18 protein-coding genes are annotated in these 25,375 nt (G+C 43.2%); 13 read left to right on the forward strand and 5 right to left on the reverse strand.

Features of this window, described 5'->3' with window-relative positions; all coding sequences use genetic code 11:
• Positions 1 to 168: 168 nt before the first annotated feature.
• Complete coding sequence (locus VB073_RS01385; RefSeq protein ID WP_323402349.1) at positions 169 to 1,038, reverse strand: hypothetical protein; 870 nt, start codon at positions 1,036 to 1,038, stop codon at positions 169 to 171.
• A 470-nt stretch (positions 1,039 to 1,508) separates the two neighbouring features.
• Here VB073_RS01385 and VB073_RS01390 point away from each other — a divergent pair, with 470 nt between their 5' ends.
• On the forward strand, positions 1,509 to 3,878 hold the full coding sequence (locus tag VB073_RS01390) for a TonB-dependent receptor (RefSeq protein ID WP_323402350.1): 2,370 nt from the start codon (positions 1,509 to 1,511) through the stop codon (positions 3,876 to 3,878).
• Positions 3,879 to 3,931: 53 nt separating this feature from the next.
• Here VB073_RS01390 and VB073_RS01395 read toward each other — a convergent pair whose 3' ends face one another.
• Entirely contained in the window at positions 3,932 to 5,359 is a 1,428-nt protein-coding gene (locus tag VB073_RS01395) for a basic amino acid/polyamine antiporter (protein ID WP_323402351.1), read from the reverse strand.
• A 24-nt stretch (positions 5,360 to 5,383) separates the two neighbouring features.
• On the reverse strand, positions 5,384 to 6,091 hold the full coding sequence (locus tag VB073_RS01400) for a DUF554 domain-containing protein (protein WP_323402352.1): 708 nt from the start codon (positions 6,089 to 6,091) through the stop codon (positions 5,384 to 5,386).
• Positions 6,092 to 6,211: 120 nt separating this feature from the next.
• Here VB073_RS01400 and VB073_RS01405 point away from each other — a divergent pair, with 120 nt between their 5' ends.
• The 10 genes from VB073_RS01405 (at position 6,212) to acs (ending at position 17,817) form a co-directional block, all read left to right on the forward strand.
• Positions 6,212 to 6,661: a DUF4494 domain-containing protein gene (locus VB073_RS01405; RefSeq protein WP_323402353.1), complete on the forward strand. Its 450-nt coding sequence runs from the start codon at positions 6,212 to 6,214 to the stop codon at positions 6,659 to 6,661.
• Positions 6,661 to 7,323: a YggS family pyridoxal phosphate-dependent enzyme gene (locus VB073_RS01410; protein WP_323402354.1), complete on the forward strand. Its 663-nt coding sequence runs from the start codon at positions 6,661 to 6,663 to the stop codon at positions 7,321 to 7,323. The genes VB073_RS01405 and VB073_RS01410 overlap by 1 nt, the downstream gene beginning before the upstream one ends.
• A gap of 110 nt (positions 7,324 to 7,433) precedes the next feature.
• Entirely contained in the window at positions 7,434 to 8,408 is a 975-nt protein-coding gene (locus VB073_RS01415) for a dihydroorotate dehydrogenase-like protein (RefSeq protein ID WP_323402355.1), read from the forward strand.
• 9 nt (positions 8,409 to 8,417) lie between these two features.
• Complete coding sequence (locus tag VB073_RS01420) at positions 8,418 to 9,362, forward strand: hydrogen peroxide-inducible genes activator (protein ID WP_323402356.1); 945 nt, start codon at positions 8,418 to 8,420, stop codon at positions 9,360 to 9,362.
• A 44-nt stretch (positions 9,363 to 9,406) separates the two neighbouring features.
• Positions 9,407 to 9,943: an HD domain-containing protein gene (locus VB073_RS01425; protein WP_323402357.1), complete on the forward strand. Its 537-nt coding sequence runs from the start codon at positions 9,407 to 9,409 to the stop codon at positions 9,941 to 9,943.
• A gap of 187 nt (positions 9,944 to 10,130) precedes the next feature.
• Entirely contained in the window at positions 10,131 to 10,727 is a 597-nt protein-coding gene (locus tag VB073_RS01430) for a nucleotide exchange factor GrpE (protein ID WP_323402358.1), read from the forward strand.
• A gap of 1 nt (position 10,728) precedes the next feature.
• A complete protein-coding gene (gene dnaJ / locus VB073_RS01435; RefSeq protein ID WP_323402359.1) occupies positions 10,729 to 11,886 on the forward strand; it encodes a molecular chaperone DnaJ in 1,158 nt (385 codons plus the stop codon).
• A gap of 123 nt (positions 11,887 to 12,009) precedes the next feature.
• Positions 12,010 to 14,646, forward strand: coding sequence for a family 78 glycoside hydrolase catalytic domain (locus VB073_RS01440; RefSeq protein WP_323402360.1), 2,637 nt, complete (start codon positions 12,010 to 12,012; stop codon positions 14,644 to 14,646).
• On the forward strand, positions 14,636 to 15,829 hold the full coding sequence (locus tag VB073_RS01445; protein WP_323402361.1) for a sialidase family protein: 1,194 nt from the start codon (positions 14,636 to 14,638) through the stop codon (positions 15,827 to 15,829). Before VB073_RS01440 ends, VB073_RS01445 begins: the two co-directional genes overlap by 11 nt.
• Positions 15,830 to 15,909: 80 nt before the next feature.
• Entirely contained in the window at positions 15,910 to 17,817 is a 1,908-nt protein-coding gene (gene acs, locus VB073_RS01450; RefSeq protein ID WP_323402362.1) for an acetate--CoA ligase, read from the forward strand.
• A 20-nt stretch (positions 17,818 to 17,837) separates the two neighbouring features.
• Here the strand turns inward: acs and VB073_RS01455 are convergent, their stop codons facing one another.
• Together VB073_RS01455 and VB073_RS01460 are read right to left on the reverse strand one after the other, a co-directional pair.
• A complete protein-coding gene (locus tag VB073_RS01455; protein ID WP_323402363.1) occupies positions 17,838 to 19,469 on the reverse strand; it encodes a sialidase family protein in 1,632 nt (543 codons plus the stop codon).
• Between the two features lie 425 nt (positions 19,470 to 19,894).
• Entirely contained in the window at positions 19,895 to 20,245 is a 351-nt protein-coding gene (locus VB073_RS01460; RefSeq protein WP_323402364.1) for a DUF4372 domain-containing protein, read from the reverse strand.
• Positions 20,246 to 20,895: 650 nt separating this feature from the next.
• Here VB073_RS01460 and VB073_RS01465 point away from each other — a divergent pair.
• Positions 20,896 to 22,206 (forward strand): IPT/TIG domain-containing protein, encoded by a 1,311-nt coding sequence (locus VB073_RS01465; protein WP_323402365.1) that lies wholly within the window; start codon positions 20,896 to 20,898, stop codon positions 22,204 to 22,206.
• A 25-nt stretch (positions 22,207 to 22,231) separates the two neighbouring features.
• Complete coding sequence (locus VB073_RS01470; protein WP_323402366.1) at positions 22,232 to 25,375, forward strand: TonB-dependent receptor; 3,144 nt, start codon at positions 22,232 to 22,234, stop codon at positions 25,373 to 25,375.

Raw genomic sequence — 25,375 nt, forward strand, 5'->3', positions numbered from 1 at the left:
AAAACACAAGTACCAAGAGTCAAACCTACCACGTCATTCACATTGACCACATTAGGAACGCCCTTCCCTCTTTATATACAACAAAACAAAACCGTTGGGGGTTCGATATTTAATATCATTTATGGTTATAATTGGTGTTAATGACCTTTCAGGAATCACCCGGGTTATTTACGGATAAATGGAGAACCCGATGGAAAGTTGTACGTTTCTGGTTCGCAGCTTCTCGGGGATATCTTTAGCGTGCGGATAAAACGAAAATGCTATCCCTAAATCGAGTTTTAACCATTCCTGTTCGTTTAACCCTATCTGGTAGAAAGTGGCGGGTTCAAAAAGCCACATATTTTCTTTTCGTAATCTATTCAGTCCCAGAAATTCTTGTGAGTCTCCCGGATAATTATCTTCGATATCATGGTATTTCATGACCGAGACTTGTGGAATGAAACTCATTTTAAAATTCTTATTAAAGTGAAAATTTAGATTAGGCTTCAGGTAGAATTTATGATAATTGCCGTGAAAATAAAAGATCCTAGTGTCCCTAGTAGTATTGCTTGTACTGTATAGGAAAGATTCTGAACGGCCAAAATTAGTTCCGATAATAGGATTGAAAATCATTATTTTTTGTTCACCGAATGGAATTAATGTTCCCAAACCCACATCGAATGCTTTTCGGGTATAGTTGATTTTAGAAGTAGACTTTGTCTGCAGGATATCGTTGTCACTGAAGGCATCCTTTTCTTTCCTGTAAAATCCGCCCAATGTACCCATGAACCGGTCTGAGAATGCATAAGCAGTACCTAGATCGAATCCGACAGTATAAGAATTCCTGGCTCCGCTAGAATTGAGTAATTGATCGAATTCGGAATTCTCGTGTTTGGGAAGAATAGCGATATTGGCAGTAACTCTTTTGTCTCCCTTTTTCTCCAGGTAGACGGGAGCCTGAGCAGACGGAGAATTGAAGTATCGGGGATTTTGGATTCTGCATGAAGAAATACAAATCATAATCACGGCTAAACTGCAAAAAGTAACTGTTTTATTCATGTCATGATTGGAATAATTTGGTCAAGTTAAAAAACGGTATATTATAGCTAAAATTCTTTCTGTTCTTGGTTCAGTTTGTCTCTTTTTGCCCATTTCCTCCAGCTGGCAATATAGTAATTCTCCGGATCTTCCCGTAATAAAGGTTCTCCACCTTATGCTTTAAAACCAACTTTCTTACGCTCGCATTGTTATCCGGTAAAGTTACATCGAAATATAATATGTTGATATAATAACTGAAGAATTTTGCACTAAAAAAATCTTCTTTTAACAAGAGGAGGAGATTAATATGAGCTTTTTATCGTGATTTGGATTGTATAAAAATCACTAATTGTGGTGATTGACAGACACCTCAATTTGGTGTTCCTTTGCAATCGAACATATGTATTCCGGTATATTGGATACAATTTCTGTTAAAGAGATCGATGATAAAATGAACAGGATTCTTTCCTTGTATCAAAATATTCAATAGTATGAAAAAATCAATTTTATCAATATTTGTTTTCTATAGTACTCTTTTTGTGTTTGCTGTCGATAACGATCCGGTTAAGGGAGCCAACCCCAATGATACATTAAAAGTGTATTATCTGAATGAGGTAGTGATAAGCAGTTCTGTGAAGGAGACCAATGCATTGAGGAATCTGCCTACTGCTGTGTCGGTGATATCACCTAAACAGTTACAGGATGCACGTATTGAGTCGCTTCCTCGCTTGAGCGCTTTTATCCCTAACTTTTTTATTCCCTCCTATGGAGCGAAAGTCTCCACACCAATCTATATTCGTGGGGTAGGAGCCCGTCTCGGATCGCAGACAGTAAGCCTTTATGTGGACAATGTGCCCAGTTTCAGTCCGTCGGCATTCGATTTTGAATTTCAGGACATACAACGGATCGAGGTGCTTCGTGGAGCACAGGGTACCCTTTATGGACGCAATGCTATCGGGGGTATTGTCAATATATACACTCTTTCTCCTCTCTCTTTCCAGGGTACTAAATTTCAGGTAGGCGGAGGTAATTATGGGCAATTCTCGATAAAAGGGTCCGATTATCGGAAGCTCTCCGATCGTTTAGGCCTTTCAGTTGCCGGCTATTATAAGCGTGACGATGGATATTTTATGAATAGTTATACCGGAAAGAAAGTCGATGCGTCAGAAAATGCCGGAGGTAGATTCAAACTGGAGTGGCAAGCCTCTCCTTCGTTGAAGGCAATGTTTTTTGGGAATTATGATTATGTCTCCGGCGGCGCTTTTCCCTATATGCATGAGGACTCTACTGCAGCCAGTTTCAATGAACCGTCATCATACGATCGTCATCTGTTTACCAACGGGTTGTCGCTCAATTATACGGGAAGCGGTTACACTATTCACTCTACTACAGGTTTTCAATACCTGAAAGATGATATGAAGATGGACCAGGATTACTCTCCCAAGTCTGTATTTTCTATCAACCAGAAGCAGAAGCAGCGCTCCGTAAGTCAGGAGGTGACTGTGAAATCGGATATACAAGGAGATTATCGTTGGGTAGTAGGTGCTTTCGGTTTTGTTGACAATCGGGAGATCGATACGCCGGTAGCACTTAAGGAAGATATGGTGACTGTGTTGCAACGTCCTTTGGACAGGCTTATGGAGAGCCTTGGAGCACCTCTGCGCCTGGTGTATGAAGGTGACCGGATTGACCTCCCAGGGATATATACCAAACCATCGCGTGGGGTGGCTTTGTTTCACCAGTCCACTCTTCATAACCTTTTTGGTGTGGAGGGATTTTCGGCTACAGCCGGCATCCGGTTCGATTACGAGCATACAGGCCTCGATTATTTCACTGAAAGTGATGGGGGAAATGTGAATATGGTGTTTCAGACTCCCAGGCCCATCGATCCCGTATTTGTGAAGGGAGATACCTTGCTGGAAGGATCTTTTCGGAAAGATTTCTGGGAAATACTCCCTAAGTTCGCGCTAAAATATCAGATGTCACCTACTTCACAAGCCTATCTTTCCGCATCAAAAGGATATAAGACGGGTGGATATAATGAACAGGTCTTCTCTGATGTGCTGCAAGATGCACTTAGGGAATCATTGTTTAGAAATGTAAAGCCCTATGTGCCTCGCAACGTGCAGCTTCCCGAAATGCCTCCCATGACCCCAATTGAGGATCAACTCTCTTATGATCCCGAAACCAGTTGGACTTATGAATTAGGTGGTCGTTATGAGATATTGGAGAGAAAACTTTCCCTCAACTATGCAATCTTTTACACCCATGTCGATAATCTGCAGCTCACAAAATTAGCCAAACAGGGCACATCGGGACGTACTATTGACAATGTCGGGAAATCGGAAAGCAAAGGATTTGAGTTGAGTTTGAAATATGTTCCATTGGAGAATCTTTCTCTTTTCGGCGAGTATGGGTTTGTCGATGCCCGATTTGTCGGGAATGAGAAAGATACTGCTATAGTGAGTTATGCCGGAAAGCATGTGCCTTTTGCTCCTCAGCATACATTAAGTCTGGGAGCCAGCTATATACACTATCTTCCTGAGGGTTCATTTATTGACCGTTTGGTGGGAAATATACATTATCAGGGGGTAGGGAAGATTTATTGGACGGAATCAAATCAAAATGAAGCCGGAACGGAAAATCTTTATCAACCTTTTTATGGAATTACCAATGCCAGTGTTGTAATAGTGAGGGGTGCCTTTGGATTGGAATGCTGGGTTGAAAACCTTTTTAACACGAAGTACAACTCATTTCTATTTGAGCAGGAGGATGTAACGACCGCTGAAACCAATACCTTCGTGCAACGCGGATATCCCACCCGATTCGGAGCCACGTTGCGATATACTTTTAACAGATAGTATTATAATCCGTTGAATAAACAAAAGGGAGGTTGTCTTGGCGATCTCCTTTTTTATATGGTAATCTTCCCAGTCAGGATTCGCAAGATAATCAATATCGCACCGGAGAGCAGCAGTATGATAACGATCCATTCCCACCGTTTAGGTTGTTCCCGTCTCTCTTTTTTTGCTTTGATAAACAGTAGGGAACCGATACCGTAAAAGAGTACTGAAAGAAACAGGTACTTGATCCCTACCGCATAGATCACATAGACTGAATAAAGAGTGCCGAGCAGGGCAATAATCAGGTTCCGTGCTGTTTTCTCTTCTTTTCTGTAATGGATTGCGGTCTTTACAGCGTAAAGTGATGATAGAAAGTAGGGTATCAATACGAGTGTGGTGGCTATGGTAATGGCGGCAAGATAGGTCTCATTCAGTCTGGGTGACAGAATGGCAAGGAGAAATACCTGCGTGAAACATTGAGTAAGTAACAACGCATTCACCGGGGTTCCCTTACTGTTCACTTTGGCTAACTGGCGGGGCATTACACCGTCCCGGGCGGCGGCATACATAGTCTCCACCGAGAGTAATATCCAGGAAAGGCTGGCTCCCAATACCGAAATCATAATCCCCAGTTTGATAATCACACCTCCTGCAGCACCTATAATTGTTCGTTCGAGCACTAAAGCGAGTGGTGTCTCTGAAGAGGCCAGTTCCCCTGCCGGAATGGTCGACATCGCTATCAGCGTGATAAGCATATATATCCCCAACACAATTAAGGTTGAGAGAATAGTGGCGGTACGTACGGCTTTCTGTTTTCTTGCCCTGCCCGACAATACGGAGGCAGCTTCTATCCCTACGAAACACCACAGTACGATTGCCATGGCATCTCCTACTTGCTGTATCGGTGTTGTTTCCGATCCTGTGGCAGCGAGTTTCCATTGCCAATCAGGTACGAGAAAGAGGTCTCGGTCGAAAAGTGCCGGAGCCAGCAGGATAATCAGCACGATGGGGATAAGCTTGGCAACTGTCACTATGAAGTTGAGAATGGCGCCTTCTTTTACACCTGCCATCAGGATAATATAATAGAGCCATAGGATAGTCGATCCGATAAAGAAAGATTGCAATGGCGAAAGGGCATGTTCGCCTAGCAGGTCGTTCAATGTTTTGAAAAAGAGAGCAAGGTAACTTATATTGCCCAGCCAGCCGACCGACCAGTATCCCCAGGCAGAGTTGAATCCCATATAATCGCCAAATCCGTCGCGGGCATAAGCGTAGATCCCACTCTTGAGTTCGGGTTTCCGCCCTGCCAGATAGACAAAAACCAATGCCAACATCAATGCACCTGTCCCTCCGATGATCCAGGTGAGCATCGTGCCTTGGGGATTAGCTATCCGGATGAGGTCTTTCGGTGAATTGAAGATGCCTGATCCGATCATTGAGCCGAGACCAACGAAGACCAGTAGCCATAACCCTAACTTTTCATCTTTTTTCTTTATCATTGTATCAATTCACTCTTTCTTATGCTATCCGAATATCCAGATTAGCAGTACGACGATAACCAATGATGGGAGCATATTCATAATACGTAGTTTTTTGATGCCTAATATATTAATGCCGAGCCCAATGAGGAGGATGCCACCGGTGGAGGTGAGCCCGAGGATGATATCATCTGTAAAGAGGGTTGCAGCGTATTTGGCTAACAACGTGAGAGAGGCCTGAAAAATGAAAAGAGGGATAGCGGATATTGCGACACCCACACCAAAAGCAGAGGCTAATAGTATAGCAGAGAAGAAATCCATCAGCGATTTAGTGAAAAGCAGATCGGGTGAACCTCCCGTGCCTTCCTGGATAGTGCCGATAATAGTCAGCGAGCCCACACAGAATAGAAGAAAAGCAGTCACCAATCCTTCCGAGAATTTTTCATTGCCGATGCGAAAACGGTGCTTCAACCAATCACTCATCCGTTCGGTTCCTTTTTCGAGGTCTGCCCACTCTCCTAACAATGAGCCGATAGCAAGACTGCTAACCACAATAAGTATCTTCTCCATCTCAATAGCCATCGATGCACCAATGGCCATGGTGAACAGGCCAATAGCCTGAAAATAGATGGTGGTGACACGTTCCGGCATCCGCTTTTTGAGTAGCAGACCAATTATACCACCGCCCACTACTGCTGCTGTATTTACGAGGGTTCCAATCATTTGTTGTTTGATAATCTGCAAAAGTATCATTTTTTTTATAATAGTTGTTCTTACTTATTGCATCTGATATATTATTTTTTCATTTTTGAAGGAAAGTCATAACTTTGCATTACGTTGTAAAAGGATGCAACCGACAAATCACAAAAATATATGTACAATTGGTTTGAGTGCAAGATAAGATATGATAAGATGCTGGAAACCGGCATGCAAAAAACAGTAACGGAACCGTATCTGGTAGACGCTTTGTCGTTCACTGAAGCGGAAGCGAGAATTATTGAAGAGATCAAACCCTTTATTTCGGGTGAATTTTCCGTATCCGATATCAAACGGGTGAAATACACGGAATCATTCTTTAATGAAACGGGTGATCGTTATTATAAGGCGAAACTCTATTTTATCACACTCGATGAAAAGAGCGGCTCGGAGAAGAAAACGGCGGTTCATATGCTGGTGCAGGCATGCACGCTTAAAGAAGCGGTAGAGATCGTAGAGGGAGAAATGAAAAAAACCATGATTGACTATGCTATTGCTTCGGTGACGGAGACGGCTATCATGGATGTGTTCCCATATGGGGGAGAGAAGAATAAAAAGGAGGAATAGTGTCTATACGATTTCATATTGATGCTTTGCGCGAAACTGTTCCACCGGGAGTGAAACTGGTGGCGGTATCTAAATTCAACCCAGCAGAGATGATTCTTGAGGCCTATGATGCCGGGCTACGGGTTTTCGGAGAGAGTAGGGTGCAGGAACTCCTTGTTAAAAAAGATCAGCTACCCGGAGATATAGAGTGGCATTTTATCGGTAGTCTGCAACGAAATAAAGTGAAGCAGATTGCTCCTTTTATCTCACTTATTCATAGTCTCGATAATGAGCGGTTGATGCTGGAGATTGAAAAACAGGGAGCGGCCAATAACAGGGTTATTCGCTGCCTGTTGCAGATCCATATCGCCGAAGAGGAGACCAAGTCCGGCTTTTCGCCTGACGAATGCCGCCGATTCCTTGAAGGGGGGCTATGGAAATCATGTCCACATATGCGGATTGCCGGAATAATGGGGATGGCTACCTTCACCGACAATGAAAATCAGGTTCGTAAAGAATTCCGACAATTAAAATCACTCTTCGACGAATTCAGAACCGGGTTCTTCCCTGACGACCCTGATTTTATGGATATCTCAATGGGAATGACAAGCGATTATTCTCTTGCCATTGAGGAAGGAAGCACCATGATACGGATAGGAACTCTTATCTTTGGTAACCGTTAGCCCACCATCTGCTATCAATTCCTGATTTATTTTTGATATAGGCTATTGATTTTATCAATAAAATGCCTATTTTTGTTGGAGATTATATGTTTGAAAAACATCATACGTTCATGGTCAATTTAGAAACAACCTTTGCAGGGCTACGATTAAAGAACCCATTGATAGCTGCGAGTAGTGGCCTTACCAATTCACTAAAGAAAATTAAAGAGTTGGAAGAGGCCGGTATTGGCGCCATTGTGTTGAAATCCCTATTTGAAGAACAGATTGAAAATCATTCTGAAAAACTTTCCCAAATTGCTGACTATCCGGAAGCAACTGATTATATCAATACTTACATCGAGATGAATCACATGGAGAAGTATCTCGATCTGATCCGCTTGACCAGAAAGGAGTGTGATATTCCTATTATTGCCAGTATCAATTGTTACAAACTGAACCGTTGGGTTGAGTTTGCTAAAATTATTCAGGATGCTGGTGCTGATGCGATTGAACTGAATCTCTTTGTATTAAATGCGGGAGAATTTAGTGATACCTATCTTGAAGAATCTTATGTGAATATCGTAAGGGAATTAAGAAAAATCATCAAAATTCCTATTGTGATAAAGATGGCAAAAAATATCAATAATTTGCCAGGATTGGCAGGGAAGCTGAAGGCGTTGGGAACAGGCGGGATAGTACTTTTTAATCGCTTTTACCAACTCGATATCGATATCAAAAATCTGGAGATCACTTCAGGACCGGTATTCAGTAATCCTTCCGATTTCAGTGAAACACTTCGTTGGACAGCTATTGTCTCGGGGCGGGTACCTGATTTCGATATTGCCTGTTCATACGGTGTGCATTCCTGGGAAGATGTAATCAAAGGGATTTTGGCCGGGGCCAGTGCTGTTCAACTCTGCAGTATCCTTTACGAGCAAGGGCCCGATGTAATAGAAGATATTCTTATGTGCATGGAGGAATGGATGCGTCAGAACAGCTATAATCGCATTGATGAATTTAAAGCCAAATTGAATTATGCGAATATAAAAAGCCCGGCACTCTTCGAACGAGTACAATTCATGAAATATTTTTCCAGTTACAAGTAAGATAAGAAGATGAACATACAGCAATTAGAGTATATTATCGCAGTAGATAATTATCGTCATTTCTCCAAAGCCGCGGAGGCCTCTTATGTCACTCAACCCACGTTGAGTATGATGATCCAAAAACTGGAGGAAGAGCTTGGAGTGAAAATATTCGACAGGTCCCAACTTCCGGTACACCCTACCGATATCGGTGAGCGGATCATTACCCAGGCACGCATCGCAGTGGCCCAGGTAAATCAGATCAAAGAGATTATTCAAGAGGAGAGAGGGATTGTGAAAGGTGTCTTTCGTCTGGGAATTATCCCTACCGTATCTCCTTATCTCTTGCCGAAGTTGATGCAGGTTCATCGTGAAAACCGATATGATGTCCGTATCGCTATCTCCGAACTGACTACCGCTCAAATACTGAAGGGACTCTCCAATGATTCGCTGGACGGAGGTATTTTGGCTACACCTCTGAAAGAACCTTCTGTCAAGGAATATCCAATCTATTATGAACGGTTTTTTGCATATGTATCTCCCCTGGAGAAAGCACTTTTCGCCAAAACCGCGCTCGATGAAAGTGATCTGAATGCCGCTCCACTGTGGTTGTTGGATGAAGTGCACTGTTTCAGGACACAGATTTTGCACCTTTGTAATTTGAAGAAAAAACGAGGTAATAATAATTCTATCTATTCTTACGAGGCCGGAAGTATCGACACACTGATCAATATCGTGGATCAAAATGAAGGAATTACTGTTATACCGGAAATGGCACTTTCCAATATGAGCGAGAAGCAGAAAAAGAATGTACGTCCTTTTAAGAACTCCACTCCGGTACGTGAAATCAGCCTGATCACCCGACAGGAATTTTTGCGGGAACGTTTGATCGGTATCATCATTGACGAAATGAAGTCTGCCGTTCCCAAATCATTCCAGGATACTGCCATGAAGAAATATGTAGTGCCATTATAGACACGACATAGGTTTCTCTTGCATTCTTCATATTTGGCTTATTTATGGATATACAGGCAATTATCAACAAATATTACAAAACGGGGACAAAACTCTATGATATTTATATGTCGCATGTAACGGATGTGACCAATAAATCCCTATCTATAGTCCAAAACCATCCGGAATTGGCAGTGGATGTTCGTTTTATTGAGGAGGCAGGTATGCTTCACGATATAGGCATCTTTCTTACAAAAGCGCCTCATATTGCTTGTGAAGGTACTTTCCCTTATATTTGTCATGGTTATCTGGGGCGTGAATTACTTACAGAGGAAGGTTATTACAGGCATGGTTTAGTGAGCGAACGGCATACGGGTACCGGCTTAAGTCTGGAGACCATTATCAACCGAAAATTGCCGGTTCCGCATAGGGATATGCGACCGCAGAGCCTGGAAGAGAAAATTATTTGCTTTGCAGATAAATTTTTCTCCAAATCACAGCTAGGAAAAGAAAAGCCTTTAAAAAAGATTAGACAGAGCCTCGCCAACCACGGATCACATCAGGTAGAGCTCTTTGATGAATGGTGTGAGCTTTTTCTTTAAAACCGATAATCACTTCTTTTTTTTATTTTTGGCAAACTATTTGCAGTAGAAAGGTGGATAGGTACCTAAGTGGTTAAGTGGGAGAGTAGGAATCTTTTTCAATCTATAATTAATCTCCTTTAATCTCAAGTTCAAAATCTTGACTCTTGGTTCTATTCTTTCAATAAGAAAAAACAAAATAATAAATATGAGCAATAACAATCAATCGAATAGGGATCCCGAAGAGATCCATGAAAAGGAGTTTGAAGGCCGTGAAGAGGTCATGAACGAAGGGAATAAAGACAAAATGGCAGGTGATGTCGGAGAGTTGAATGGCTCCGACGAGTTGGTGGGGCAACAAGAGGATGATCTTCAGCAAAAATATAATGAGTTGAATGATAGTTATCTTCGCCTACATGCTGAATTTGATAACTTTCGGAAGCGTACGCTCAAAGAGAAGAGCGACCTGATCAAGAGTGGTGGTGAACGGGTCTTGCTCGATGTTATCACATTGGTAGATGATTTTGAACGTGCTCTTGAATCATTGCATAAAACAGATGATCGGGAAGCCATGTTGGAAGGGATGGATCTTATCTATGCAAAGTTTATCGCTTTCATGAAACAACACGGGGTGAATGAGATCGAGGCGATTGGACAGCCGTTTGATGCTGACAGTTTTGAGGCAATCACTACTATTCCCGTACAGGATAAGTCGCAGAAAGGGTTAATCATTGATTGTATCCAGAAAGGATACCGGTTGAACGATAAGATTATCCGTTTTCCAAAAGTAATTGTGGGAGAATAAAATGGCAGCAAAGAGAGATTTTTACGAAATATTGGGAGTATCCAAAACTGCTACTGCCGACGAGATAAAAAAAGCTTACCGGAAGAAAGCCATTCAGTATCACCCTGATAAAAATCCCGGTGACAAAGAAGCTGAAGAAAAGTTCAAAGAGGCGGCCGAGGCGTACGAGGTGCTGAGCGATGAACAGAAACGGGCACGGTACGACCAGTTCGGCCATGCCGGCGTAGGAGGAGCTGCCTCTGGTGGTTTTGGCGGTGGAGGCATGTCGATGGAGGATATCTTCTCTCAATTCGGCGATATCTTTGGTGGCCATTTTGGCGGATTTGGTGGATTTGGAGGCTTCGGTAGTTCCCAACGCGGTAGGAGAGTCAATAGGGGATCCGATCTTCGCGTGAAGGTGAAGCTGAATTTGAAAGAGATTCTCAATGGCGTGGAGAAGAAAATCAAGGTGAAGAAGTATGTCTCCTGTTCTCATTGTAATGGTAATGGTTCAGAGAATGGTAATTCGACCTCTACCTGTAGCACCTGTAACGGTTCGGGTGTAGTGACACGCGTGACCAACACTATTCTCGGCCAAATGCAAACGTCATCTACCTGTCCCACTTGTAACGGAGAGGGTACGACCATTACCAAAAAATGTACCCATTGTAGTGGTGAAGGTATTATACGAGATGAAGAGATACTTTCTATCAGGATACCTGCCGGTGTAGCTGAAGGAATGCAACTCTCCATGTCGGGAAAAGGAAATGCTGCCCGGAGAGGAGGCGTGAATGGCGATTTGCTGATCGTCGTGGAAGAAGAGGAGGATCCCAACCTGATCCGTGACGAAAATGATGTGATATACAACCTTTTCCTCAGTTTTCCGATGGCTGCTCTTGGTGGAACGGTGGAAGTACCAACTATCGACGGGGTGGCGAAAGTGAAAATAGAACCGGGTACCCAACCCGGGAAAGTGTTGCGTTTAAGGAATAAAGGCCTCCCTTCTGTCAATGGATTTGGTAAAGGCGATCAATTGATCAACGTGAATGTATACGTACCAGAGAACCTGGACGACAAAGAACGGAAATGGTTGCAAGAGATGGATAAGTCGGAGAACTTTATCCCGTCTAAAACGGAAAAGCGAAAAGTATTCGATAAATTCAAAAGAATGTTTGATTAAGATTAAAGAGGAGAGTTAACGACTGAAATACAGGCTATGAAAAGTTCTAAAACATAGTATTATGATATTGACACAATGCGGACAATTAGATATATAGCCTTGCTAATCATTTCGTTGAATTGTATGTTGTCTTTACAGGCAGCCACCATTCTTCCAATCGATTTGCAATGTGAGTATTTGTGTAATCCTCAGGGAATCGATACTCCCAAACCCCGGCTAAGTTGGCGACTTGCTCCCACTGATTCTATCGGAAAAGGGCAGAGACAGACCGGTTGGCATATTATTGTAGCCTCCTCACCACAATTATTAGAGCGGAATGCAGGCGATATATGGGATTCGGGGCCGGTAGAATCATCACAGTCTAACCATATTGTGTACGGAGGTGATCCTCTTATCTCAGGACGCAAGTATTACTGGAAAGTACGTACTGCGGACGAATCAGATCAATGGAGTTCGTGGAGTGAAGCTGCTACCTGGCAAACCGGACTGTTGTCTGCCGACGATTGGAAAGCATATTGGATAGGAAGTCCACAGGCAACAGGAAGAAAGGTACTTTCTCAACCCGAGGATAATACTCAACCAGACCCTTGGTTTCGGAAGTCATTTGAATTGGATCAATTCCCTGAACATGCAATGATATATGTGGCTTCCATTGGTTATCATGAACTCTATATAAACGGAAAGCGGGTAAGTGATGCGGTGTTGATGCCTTCGGTAGCGGACCACAGCAAGCGGGCACGCTATATAACCTATGATGTTACTTCCCTTCTGACAACCGGTAAAAATGTCATTGCCTTATGGTTGGGTGTATCCTGGTCGATCTATCCTTCTTATCAAACGGAAGATAAGCCGGCTTCGCCAATTGTGCTAGCACAGGTCGATATTGAGTTCCCTGACGGAGGGCACCGGCAGATAATAACCGATGATACATGGAAAACGCATCCAAGTCCTAACCGGCTGATTGGTTATTGGGATGCTCATCATTTCGGAGGTGAATATTATGATGCCATGCTGGAATTGCCGGGATGGAATGAAGCCGGTTTTGACGATTCGACTTGGGAAAGAGCAACGGTATTTACTCCCCGATTAATCGTTTCGGCCGAAATGTGCGAACCTAATATTTTATATCAGGAACTGATACCTCAATCTATTGAAGAAATCGAACCGGGTATATATCGTGTAGACATGGGGGTAAACTATGCCGGTTGGTTTCAGCTACAATTCGAAGGAAATCCGGGTGATGAAATTAAATTCGAGTTCTCTGAGTGGGAAGATAAAAACGATAGTTACGGTATTCACAGTATATATCGTATAGGGCGACAAGGGAAAGGTATTTTCTGCAATCGCTTTAATTACATGACCGGGCGTTGGATAAGGATTACAGGGCTTACTGCCAAACCTTCTGTATCTGATATTAAAGCGTGGATGATACACCCCGATTACCGCCGTACAGGATTCTTTGAATGCGATATTCCCGCATTTAATGAGATTTATAATACAACATTATGGACATTCGAGAATCTCAGCTTGGGTAATTACGTAGTGGATTGTCCACATCGGGAACGGCGCGGATATGGAGGAGATGCGTTGGCTACGACCCGGACTGCGCTGGGAAATTACGGAATGGGGGCTTTCTATACCAAATGGATGGAAGACTGGCGCGACGTACAACTGCCTGACGGCGATATACCTTATACCGCACCTACTTATCAGGGAGGTGGAGGCCCTTCATGGAGCGGTTTTAGTGTAGTGCTTCCCTGGGAGATGTACCAACAATATGGTGATAAGCAACTATTGGAAATAAGTTTTCCTACTATCGAGCGTTGGCTAGCCTTCATGGAAACAAAATCCAAAGACAATATGCTAGTCCGTTGGGGAGGAAAATGGAGTTTCCTGGGAGACTGGATATGGCCCAATGCCTGGGATGAGCGCTCGCGTATGGAGAAACAAGGATTAGCGTTGGGGGATACACCGGAAACACTTTTTTTCAACAACTGTGTCTGGATCCACAACCTGGAACTGGCCGCCCGCATTGCCGATATTATTGGTAATGGTAAAGGAGAGCGCTTCCGTTCAAGGGCCGGAGAGGTACGCCGGGCAATACACAATAAATTCTTTAATCCGGAAGATAATAGTTATGTAAACGGATATCAGGCCTATTTGGCAATGGCGCTGGCATCAGATATCCCTCCTGCCGAATTACGAACCAAAGTGTGGGAACGTCTGGAATACGAGATAAAGATAAAACGGAACGGGCATTTCTGGGGAGGTATTACCGCCGGCGCCTATTTATTTCATTTTTTGTTAGATGCCGGCCGGCACGACCTGATAAACCTGATGGTTGGCCAAGAAGATTATCCCGGATGGATCAATATGATACGGAAAGGTCCGGGTACCTTCTTTGAAGATTGGCGTTGCAACGGGTCGGCTTTACATAGCTCATATTTATATGTGGGCAGTTGGTTTATTGAAGGTTTGGCTGGAATACAACGTCCCGTTTCGGGTAGCAGCCATTTTGTAATACATCCCTGGATAAATCCTGATGGTCCCACTGAGGTAAAAGCTCATTATAATTCTATGTATGGATCTATAACTACGCATTGGAAACGATACGGCAACAGAATAGAAATACAGGTGACCTTACCTCCTAATACTACAGCTACAGTAAAAATCGTTGATACTGATTTAGAAGTAGTATCTGGAAATCATAGTTTTATAATGCTTTTAGACAAGTATAATGAGAAAGGATATGAAGACTAGAATAAATCATTTGATTTTTGTATTGATGATGGCTGTCTCTGTGATGGCGCAGGAATCCGGTAATCCTCCGGGCATTGTAGTGAATCATATCAGTAAAGAGACCGGGCGCTACATTGGCTCGCCAAGTTTGTGTGTTCTTCCCGACGGGACCTATATCGCCTCGCACGATGAATTTGGTCCCCGCTCATCGGAGTATCGTTCTGCTCAGACCCTTGTTTTTCAATCGAAAGACAAGGGTCTGACGTGGAAGAAAATTACCCAAATCGACGGACAGTTTTGGTCCAATCTCTTCTTTCATAATGGTAACCTTTATTTGATGGGAACCAATAAACATCATGGTAATCTGATCATCAGAAAATCGGAAGATGGCGGACATACCTGGACAATCCCTTGCCTGAAAACCAACGGATTGATTTTAGAAGGCGAATACCATACCGCCCCGATGCCGATGATTTATCACAACGGCCGTATCTGGAGAGCTGTGGAATATGCAACAGCTCCCACATCCGAATGGGGAAAACGCTATAGCGCCATGGTACTGTCCGCTCCTATGGATGCAGACCTGCTGAATGCCGATAACTGGCAAAAAACAAATTGGCTTCCTTTTGATCCTGCCTATTTGAACGGCAATTTCAGGGCATGGCTGGAAGGTAATGTGGTAGTGGATCCCGACGGGAATATGGTAGATATTCTGCGTGTAGATATTCCAGTGGGTATGGAGGAGCAAGCTGCCGTGGCGCGGATATCGCAAGATGGGAAGACTGCTTCTTTTGATCCTGAAAAGGACTTTATTCCACTTCCCGGAGGTAGTAAGAAGTTCACCATTCGTTACGATGACAAATCAAAGAGATATTGGATGCTGGCCAACTATATCTCTTCTGAATATAAGGAGAGGCATCCGGCAGGGGTGAGAAATAAACAGGCGTTGTGCAGTTCGGCCGATTTGAGGAAATGGACGATCCATCAGATTGTGCTTGATCATCCCGATGTAGAGAAGCATGGATTTCAATATGTCGATTGGCTGTTTGACGGTGATGATATCGTCTTTCTCTCCCGTACGGCATACGACGATAAACAGGGAGGAGCAAACAATAACCATGATGCCAATTTTCTTACCTTTCACCGGATAGATAATTTTAGAGAAAAGAAGATATTGGCTTTAGATAATATCAAATCGAAATAAAACCGGATATAAATGTAGTAGAATAAAACTTTTGCCGGATATTTTTTGTTTAACCGTAATTATTAAAAATCCGGCTTAATATGAGTAGTTATTCAATCAAATCCTTAGAGCAATATTTTAAGGTATACCGTAAATCGATCCGTAAGCCAAAAAAGTTCTGGGCGAAAATAGCAGAAAACAATTTCACCTGGTACCGGAAATGGGATAAGGTCGTGGAGTTTGATATGGAGAAGGCAGAGTTCACCTGGTTTAAAAATGCCAAACTTAATATCACCAAAAATTGTATCGATCGGCATTTGGCGAACAGGGGCGATGAGAATGCCATTATCTTTGAGCCCAACAATCCTGAAGAACCTGCTCGTTATTACACTTACAGCCAGCTTTATGCGGAAGTCTCTAGGATGTCCAATGTGCTTCGTGAGCAGGGAATCCAAAAGGGCGACAGGGTATGTATTTATCTGCCCATGATCCCTGAGCTGGCATTCAGTGTGTTGGCCTGCGCGCGCATTGGTGCCATTCATTCGGTGGTTTTTGCCGGTTTCTCTTCCAACGCACTGGCTACCCGTATTAACGACTGTACCTGTAAACTTATTATTACTGCAGATGGTGGTTTTCGTGGAACCAAGACCATTGATCTGAAGCGTATCGTAGACGATGCCCTGGTTAAATCACCGACGATAGAAAAAGTACTGGTGGTAAAACGTACGGGGCATGGGATTGATATGAAAGAGGGGCGTGATATTTGGCTGCAACCCCTTCTGGACGAAGCGCCCGCTACCAGTAAGGCGGAGATGATGGATGCCGAAGATCCCCTGTTTATTCTCTATACTTCCGGTTCTACCGGGAAGCCGAAGGGAATGCTACATACTACGGCTGGATATATGGTCTATACTGCATATACCTTTAAAAATGTATTCAATTATATGCCGGGCGATGTATATTGGTGTACGGCAGATATCGGCTGGGTGACAGGTCACTCCTATGCCATTTACGGCCCGCTGCTTAATGGTGCTACTACTGTGATTTTCGAGGGGATTCCTTCTTATCCAACTCATAGCCGTTTCTGGGAAGTGATCCAAAAGCACCAGGTCAATCAGTTCTACACCGCGCCCACGGCGATCCGTTCGCTGGCCAAAGAAAAGATTGAATATGTCCGGGATTATCGCCTGGAGTCTCTCAAGGTGATCGGATCGGTTGGTGAACCCATCAACGAGGAGGCCTGGCACTGGTATAACGACCATGTGGGGAATAAGCGATGCCCCCTGGTGGATACCTGGTGGCAGACCGAAACCGGAGGGATCGTGATATCGGCTATTCCTTTTGTCACACCTACAAAACCTACTTACGCTTCACTGCCTCTTCCCGGTATCAAGCCTGTATTGATGGATGAGTTGCGGAATGAGATCGAAGGCAATCAGCAAATAGGTAACCTTTGTATAGAATATCCTTGGCCGGGTATCGCAAGAACTATCTGGGGCGATCACCAGCGTTTTATCGATACCTACTTCAAGACATTTCCGGGTAAGTATTTCTCCGGGGATGGGGCCCTGCGTGATGAAGTGGGCTATTATCGTATCACCGGTCGGGTAGACGATGTGATCATCGTTTCCGGGCATAACCTGGGGACTGCACCGATCGAAGATGTGATTAATGAGCACCAGACGGTAGCAGAAAGCGCAATTGTGGGATATCCGCATGATATTAAAGGGAATGCATTGTACGGTTTCGTAGTGCTCAAGGAGACAGGGTTATGGCGTGACCGGCAAAATCTTGAGAAAGAGATCAACCAACTCATCTCCGATCAGATCGGGGCGATTGCCAAGCTGGATAAGATCCAGTTTGTGACAGGATTGCCAAAAACCCGTTCGGGGAAAATCATGCGGCGTATCCTTCGTAAAATTGCCGAAGGAGAGCAATCTGATTTCGGGGATATCACTACCTTGGTCAATCCCGAAATAATAGAAGAGATCAGTCGGGAGAGGATATAGCTCCGGATATCAGTCTTGATCTATTTTGTTGGCACAATATCGCCCAGTTTTATGGCTTGGAACGTCATGTGGGCGACACTGCTTTCGTAGAGGATGCCGATAGTCTCCTTGTCGATCATCGTCAGGCATGAATATCCCCATCCATACTCTTCATCGAGAAGTAACTGATACTCTTCCGGAAAAGAAAGGCCTCCATCGAGACTGGCTTTGATGGTGATTCTATTCCTTTCATTTGTCGAGTTTGGGTTGGAAAACAGCAAGATATCCTTCTTCAGGATATTGTCCCTGGCATCGACCTGTAAAAGGCTGGCCATACAGATTGGTTCCTGTAATACTTTCCGGGATGAGGCATGCTCGCTCCATGTCTGTCCTAGATCGTGGGTGGTCGATATAGCACGGCTACCACCCCGGTTATCACGCATATTCAGCATCAGTAAGCCAGGTTCTATTTCGGCGACCTGTGCTTCGGTCGTGTTGGAACGTGCGGGATTATGAATGTGCCATGTCTCTCCGCTGTCTTTGCTGTACATTATACCGGCAAAGGGAATCGCGGTAGAGTCGATGAATTGTATCGGAAAAACCAGTGTTCCGTCCTGCATGGTGATACCTCTTCCGGGTCCTTGCAGCAGAAGCCTCCACGACTGATCCTTTACCTGTTTAGTGATATTGATAGGTGGCGACCATGTTTTACCGTCATCGTTACTTTTTGTCAGTACAAGTTGCCCGGTTTCGTTGATCTCCACGCCGGCTTTCGAGTTATGCCACGCTCGCCGGTTGCCCATTCCGTGTGTCCACAGGGCGATGATCCAGATGGTTCCGTTTTTCGTGTCTACCAGTATTGAGGGGTCACCTACACCATTCTGTGCTTTCGGTAATCCCCCATATTCACCGAACTGTAAAGGGATACGCATCTTTTCCCACGACTGCCCCTTGTCGGTGCTTCTGCTCAATCCCACATCCACATGCTCCTGCAGGTCCACACTGCTATTGTAACGGACATCATACACAGTCAGCAGTGAACCTCTGTTGCTGGTGGCTAATCCGGGGATACGATAAGCGGCGGCACCATCGTCGCCGGCATGGCGTACTCCTATACCCATGCGGTGTGTTACCGGTTTATCATGCTTGATGACGGGAGCCTCCTCCCCATCGAGTTTGGCAGAAACAAAATCTATCTCAACGGTGGATAAAAGAGAAGTACTCGGTTTCATCTGTAGGCTCACCCAAAAATAGTTTATCCCTGGAAAGAGATCATATGCCGCTTTAAAAACTACCTCCGATGCAGGTGAGGGCTCTTCTGCTATTTTGATGGAGTAGGAGGGATTTGCTCCACGTGTCTTACCTTCCACGTTATGGTTTGAGATGTATTGCACAGGCGCATAGTGGAAATTATTCATTCGTTCCGGTGCTTCGGTACCTCCATAATATAGTTTTATAGAGGCTATTTCCTTCGGATTAGTATTTTCAGCGAGTTTTAACCTTATCTCATCCAACATTTTGCTGTTTTGAGCATCAATACGCATATAGAATAATACGTTATCCAACCTGTCTATCAGGACAGGGATTTTTGTTTGTTTTATATATACCGTATCTGTAGCCTGGATGGAGAGAATGAGGCATGAAAGTAACAAGCCTGAAAAGATCCTTTTCATTTTTGAATTCTTTTATTTGTGTAATTTTGCTTGCAAAGATAGGCTAGATAATTCAATCAGTGTGAGTTTTATCAAGAAACTCTTATTTGTATGGATATCCAGATGGCTGACCGACAAAGTGGTGGAGAAGTAATCCTCCGAAGCAGTCATCTCTTAATTTTCTTACAATAGATTTTGAAAAAAACATTAGTTTATAAAATAAAGCACTCTTTTAATGATTTTTTGTATAAAATTATCCTCTAATAACGCAAAAATAATAATTTGTAATAGATAATATGATTTTAATTTAATAATAATACTATATATTTGTTTTATATTTAAATTCATTACTGTCCGGTTTAATTTTTTCATAGTGGCAGGAAGGGATAATCGGACTGTTTATTTAAATTATTATTGCCACTAAAGAGTTCTTTAATATTCGTTTTTCAAACAGGGACGATATTGTCAATATCCATCCTGAAGTTGGGATCGTTCACGTATAAGGGTCTGGCCTGTTTGATCAGGACTTGAGTGTAGTCGCCATAGATCCGCCAGTGGCACTTCTCGTTAGCCCCGGCCAGCATGGGTTTAGCTGTTGCCGGCCTGAGCCCCGAGTGGTATAGCTTAGATGAGAAAGCAGTCAGGCTATTCTCAATGTCCCGGAGGCTTTCCCCGGCTGTCAACTGGGCAAAACTCATGACAAGAAAATGCTCGCTACAGGTAAACTTCCTTGTACGGAAGTCTCCCTTATAGCGGTCAACGCATCTCTTGAATTGAAAATCTGATTTGAACATCATAAGTTATGCCAGTAGCGTCTTCCCTGAATTCATATGATTGATTATTAAGTAATAGACAAAAATAAGAATTTTTTTCTTATTTTCTAAATATTTGATTTTGAATTGATAAGATATCATTTTGTAAGCTAAAACATTATTTATATGATATTTTGCGTCTATTATTTGATATTATTGATCAAAATGTTTATAATTTGTTTATTTCATAATCTTTTTGATTATCTTTGCAGTGTATAAATATTAAAAAGAGAAGTATGAAAAAAATAAACAATTAACTCGTCCTTAACCGGACACTAGTGAATGTTCATTTATTTGCATAAACAAATTAAAATACAGTATACGAATATGTCACTCGAAGGAATAACGACTTAACAAATAGAGAAATTTATCCTTTTGTGCTGAGTGGTTGCATATTTTTAAGAAATCAAGACAAGGTCTTGATTAAATTATATATATGTCGTAAAACAATAATTGCCAAAATGAAAATCGACGATCCGCCCTGCTACTTACTTATGCCGCTTTTAAACCAGGTTTACGGGCGGAGTAAATTACGTGATAATGGGAATACAAGAAAAAATAATCCGTGAATGGCTGATAAATTCTCGTGTATATGTCTAATTCAAAATATAATACAAGTAAAAAATAATGCAAAAATGAAAAGGAGAAAGCAAATAAGTGTTATCTGTTTTACCGCAGTTCTGTTTTTTTTATGTTTGTCGTGTGGTAATGATTCTGACGAATCAGGGAAGAAATATGACCCTTCAAAACCGGTTCAAATAACAGAAATTGAACCTATGCAGGGAGGGTTTGCGACCAAGGTTTTTATCTCGGGAAGCAATTTTGGCACTGATAAATCTAAAATAAAAGTATATTTTGGAGAAACCCGGGCAACGGTAGTAAACTCTTCCGGAGAGCATCTGTATGTATATTCCCCCAAACAGGACGACGGAGAAAGGAATATATCCGTTGTAGTTGAAAAAGACAGTGTTGTGTATGAAAAGGAAAAGTTTAAATACACTGTCAATTTCGTTGTTAGAACCATTTCCGGGAAAAAGGGTACGGGACAGTTTAAACCGGGTAAATTGAGCGAAGCGGAATTTCATAACCCTTCTACCTTGACAGCGGACAAGAATGGTAATATCTTTTTGTCGCATTGGCGCGTTCCATATAGTTTTATTCGAATTAACGAAGAAAAAGATATCGCGGAGTTCTTGTTGCCCGGGAGTAATACGGATACGAAGTTTGCGTTGGGCGCGCCCACTGTTGATGCCAATGGCGTGGTATCGGCAATTTCAGACAACGGAGCTGTCTATTTCTCTTTTGATCCTAATGAAGGTTGGACGCCAAGGGAACGTTCTATTTTTGCAGATAATACCTATACGAGATCAACCGCGCACAGTATTGCGGCTCATCCGGTAACCGGTATGTTATACACCCGTTATTACTCAAGTGGGCAAATTATCAGGATTGATCCTACTACCAGAGCAGCGACACTTGAGGCTGAAACCGTAGCTTCGGCCGATTCTTATCTCGTTTTCGACCCGGTTCATGTTAATCTTTTGTATATCGCGTTTGATAACATACACTGCATTGGAGTATATAACCTTGATACAAAAGAATACCGTGTATTTGCAGGAGCGGCAGGGCAAGCTGGATGGGTAGACGGACCGCTAAAAGAGGCCCGATTCAACAGGCCAAGCCAGATGATAGTGGCGCCCAACGGTAATTTGTATGTAGCAGACAGAGCGAACCATTGTATTCGGGAAATTGTCCTTCCTGATGAAAACGGAGATGGCGGCATGGTTAGAACCATTATTGGCAAGGGTGGTGTAAGCGGTTATCAGGATGGCAACCCCGATGACGCATTGTTCAATAACCCAAGAGGTGTAGCCGTGTTGCCGGATGGTACCATGTACATCGCAGACTGGGAGAATAATGTCATCAGAAAATTAACGCAAGAATAATTCATCATTCATTAAACACAAGTTTATGCAAATTATCAATAAAAAAATTGTTGTCATTTATTTGCTTTGCCTCTTTCCGTTTTTTGTTTCGGCGCAAAATGTATTTAACATGGGCGGTGTGGTATCCGACGAAGAGGGGCCTTTGGTCGGAGTGAGTGTATACTTAAAGGGGAAGACGTCTGTAGGCACAACGACCAATATAGATGGTGTATTCAGTATTAAGGCATCCAAAGGCGATGTCATTGTATTTACATTTTTAGGTTATAATACCGTTGAATATCTCGTAGATAAGGAAGATAAAAATATCAAGGTATTAATAACACCTACCAGTTCCGAACTTGAAGAGGTTGTGGTTACCGCGTTAGGTACACAGCGCAAAATAAGCGTTGTAGGTGCCATTACCTCTGTGGATGTCGCTGATCTGCAAACGCCCGCAACCTCTCTATCCAATATGCTTGGAGGGAGAGTTCCGGGTATGATTACCATGCAGTCAAGCGGTGAGCCGGGTAAAAACATTGCCGAGTTCTGGATTCGTGGTATTGGTACTTTCGGAGCAAGTAGCTCTGCATTGGTATTAATTGACGGGCTGGAAGGTGACTTGAGCAGCATTGACCCTGCCGATGTGGAGTCCTTTTCCGTACTCAAGGATGCATCCGCAACAGCAGTTTATGGTGTTCGTGGAGCGAATGGGGTTGTGTTGGTAACCACCAAGCGCGGCTTGAGCGGAAAGTTGAAAATTACGGGCAGGGTAAACTATACTTTGTCTAATTTGAGCAGAATGCCCGAATACCTTGGGGCATACGACTATGCCCGTTTGGCGAATGAAGCAAGAGCTGTGCGTGAAGAAGAAATTTTGTACAATGACGCTGAACTTAAAATTATCCGACATGGGTTAGACCCTGATTTGTATCCCGACGTGAATTGGCAGAAGGAAATCATGAAGAAAAACGGATTTCAACAGACCTATTACCTGAGCGCTCAAGGAGGAGGCGATGTGGCGCGATACTTTGTCAGCTTGGGAACTTCCATCGAAGATGCGGCATACAAAGTAGCCCCCGAAAATACGGTACGGACCGCTGTGGGTTACAATACCTACAATTTTCGTATGAACTTGGATATCAACCTGACTAAAAAAACCACAGTATACTTTGGCACCGATGGTTTCTTGTCGATTAGGAAAGAACCCGGCTATGCCGATACGGATGCCATGTGGAATACCCAATCGATGCTTACGCCAATAACAGTACCCGTAAGATATTCAACCGGACAATTGGCAGCGTACAGTGCAGGGTTTGGCGGAGCAGGTATTTCACCGTATGTGTTATTGAATTACTCAGGAAGATACTCTGCACAGAATTATTCGGGAAAGCAAACGATGGCCATATCACATGATTTCTCTGATTGGATAGAAAACTTGAAACTGAGAATGCAGGGAGCCTATGACAACTATTCATGGAAAACCGAATCACGCACCATATTGCCTAATTTGTATTTGGCAACCGGACGTAATGTGTGGGGTGATCTGCTATTGACAAGAACTATTGACGCGAGAACCCCGCAATATTTCAATTCCAAGCGGATATCCAGAAAATATCATTTTGAAAGCACTTTGACATGGGACAGACTTGTGGCGGAAGACCACCGATTAAGCGCATTGCTCTATTATTATATGAGTGATCATCAGGATACAAACGATGCTGACTTCGCAGACCCGGGACGTAGGGCATTGGAAGCCCTGCCTAAAAGGTATCAGGGGCTTTCGAGCCGCCTAACCTATGGGTTCAAAGATACCTACATGATTGATTTAAACTTTGGTTACACGGGTTCCGAAAACTTTGAGCCGGGTAAACAATTCGGGTTTTTCCCGTCTGTGGCTTTAGGATGGGTCCCTACCAATTATCAATGGGTAAAGGATAATGTCGGCTGGTTTCAGCATTTGAAACTACGCGCTTCGTACGGAACGGTAGGTAGCGACGTTATAGCCAATTTCCGATTCCCATTTATGACCATCATAACTGAAAATCAAAATGTAGGATGGGGTAGTAATCTCAATGGTGTGACTGAAACGCAATTTGGCGCCAATAATCTGATGTGGGAAAAGGCGATAAAATCCAATGTAGGTATCGAAGGACGTCTGATTGACGATCGGGTGTCGTTCGTGGTTGACTTCTTCAATGACCAGCGCGAAAGCATTTTTCAACGCCGTCAAACAATACCTGATTTTGTGGGTCTGGTATGGTCTGCGCGACCTTATGGCAACGTGGGGAGTATGCGCAGTTTCGGTAGTGACGGACAACTTACTTTCACCCAGCAAATCAATGAAGATTGGGATTTTACGCTTAGAGGAAATTATACTTATTCTCAGAATGAAATCGACTATTGGGAAGAGCTTCCTACGCCGTATCCGTATCAGATGCGCGAAGGATTCCCGAATGGCGCGATACGTGGCTATATTGCTACAGGATTGTTTGCCGACGAAGATGATGTGAAAAATAGCGCTACCCAATCTTTTGGAGGATTCAAGGTGAGGCCGGGAGATATTAAATATAAGGATGTGAATGGCGACGGAGTAATCAACTCCGACGATAGGGTCTTTTTGTCCGATCCTACTTATCCCCGTCTGATGTATGGCTTTGGCTTTGAAGTAAAATATAAAAAATTGTCGCTTGGCGTATTGTTCAAAGGAACGGGTAAAACAACATTTTATCATGTTGGCTATGCTTATGGTACTTATGTGAATGGCCCCGGTTACGTACCGTTTAACGATGGAAGAATAGGGAATTTGCTGACAATGGTCAACAATCCGGAAAATCGTTGGATCCCGAAAGAGTATGCTATGGAAAACAACATTGACCTTTCTAAAGCGGAAAACCCAAATGCCCGTTTTCCGAGACTTTCGTATGGATACAATGCCAATAACTCGCAATTGTCTACATTTTGGAAAGATGATTCCCGTTACCTCCGACTTCAGGAAATTACACTCAATTACAATCTCAGAAACGAGTTTATCAAACGGTTTGGTCTCTCTTCGGCTGATATACAATTTGTGGGTAGCAACCTTTATGTTTGGGACAAAATTAAAGATTGGGATCCGGAGCAGGGATTCAGAAATGGGCGTGCTTATCCCATACCGACGAGATATTCTTTACAAGTTTTTCTGAACTTTTAA

This window comes from Proteiniphilum sp. (assembly GCF_034927365.1).
Classification (GTDB): domain Bacteria; phylum Bacteroidota; class Bacteroidia; order Bacteroidales; family Dysgonomonadaceae; genus Proteiniphilum.

Excerpts from the sequence above, each read along its gene's own strand:
- VB073_RS01385 (WP_323402349.1), bottom strand. The coding sequence starts at position 1,038 with ATGAATAAAACAGTTACTTTTTGCAGTTTAGCCGTGATTATGATTTGT.
- VB073_RS01390 (WP_323402350.1), top strand. The coding sequence starts at position 1,509 with ATGAAAAAATCAATTTTATCAATATTTGTTTTCTATAGTACTCTTTTT.
- VB073_RS01395 (WP_323402351.1), bottom strand. The coding sequence starts at position 5,359 with ATGATAAAGAAAAAAGATGAAAAGTTAGGGTTATGGCTACTGGTCTTC.
- VB073_RS01400 (WP_323402352.1), bottom strand. The coding sequence starts at position 6,091 with ATGATACTTTTGCAGATTATCAAACAACAAATGATTGGAACCCTCGTA.
- VB073_RS01405 (WP_323402353.1), top strand. The coding sequence starts at position 6,212 with ATGTACAATTGGTTTGAGTGCAAGATAAGATATGATAAGATGCTGGAA.
- VB073_RS01415 (WP_323402355.1), top strand. The coding sequence starts at position 7,434 with ATGGTCAATTTAGAAACAACCTTTGCAGGGCTACGATTAAAGAACCCA.
- VB073_RS01420 (WP_323402356.1), top strand. The coding sequence starts at position 8,418 with ATGAACATACAGCAATTAGAGTATATTATCGCAGTAGATAATTATCGT.
- VB073_RS01425 (WP_323402357.1), top strand. The coding sequence starts at position 9,407 with ATGGATATACAGGCAATTATCAACAAATATTACAAAACGGGGACAAAA.
- VB073_RS01430 (WP_323402358.1), top strand. The coding sequence starts at position 10,131 with ATGAGCAATAACAATCAATCGAATAGGGATCCCGAAGAGATCCATGAA.
- dnaJ (WP_323402359.1), top strand. The coding sequence starts at position 10,729 with ATGGCAGCAAAGAGAGATTTTTACGAAATATTGGGAGTATCCAAAACT.
- VB073_RS01440 (WP_323402360.1), top strand. The coding sequence starts at position 12,010 with ATGTTGTCTTTACAGGCAGCCACCATTCTTCCAATCGATTTGCAATGT.
- VB073_RS01445 (WP_323402361.1), top strand. The coding sequence starts at position 14,636 with ATGAAGACTAGAATAAATCATTTGATTTTTGTATTGATGATGGCTGTC.
- acs (WP_323402362.1), top strand. The coding sequence starts at position 15,910 with ATGAGTAGTTATTCAATCAAATCCTTAGAGCAATATTTTAAGGTATAC.
- VB073_RS01455 (WP_323402363.1), bottom strand. The coding sequence starts at position 19,469 with ATGAAAAGGATCTTTTCAGGCTTGTTACTTTCATGCCTCATTCTCTCC.
- VB073_RS01460 (WP_323402364.1), bottom strand. The coding sequence starts at position 20,245 with ATGATGTTCAAATCAGATTTTCAATTCAAGAGATGCGTTGACCGCTAT.
- VB073_RS01465 (WP_323402365.1), top strand. The coding sequence starts at position 20,896 with ATGAAAAGGAGAAAGCAAATAAGTGTTATCTGTTTTACCGCAGTTCTG.
- VB073_RS01470 (WP_323402366.1), top strand. The coding sequence starts at position 22,232 with ATGCAAATTATCAATAAAAAAATTGTTGTCATTTATTTGCTTTGCCTC.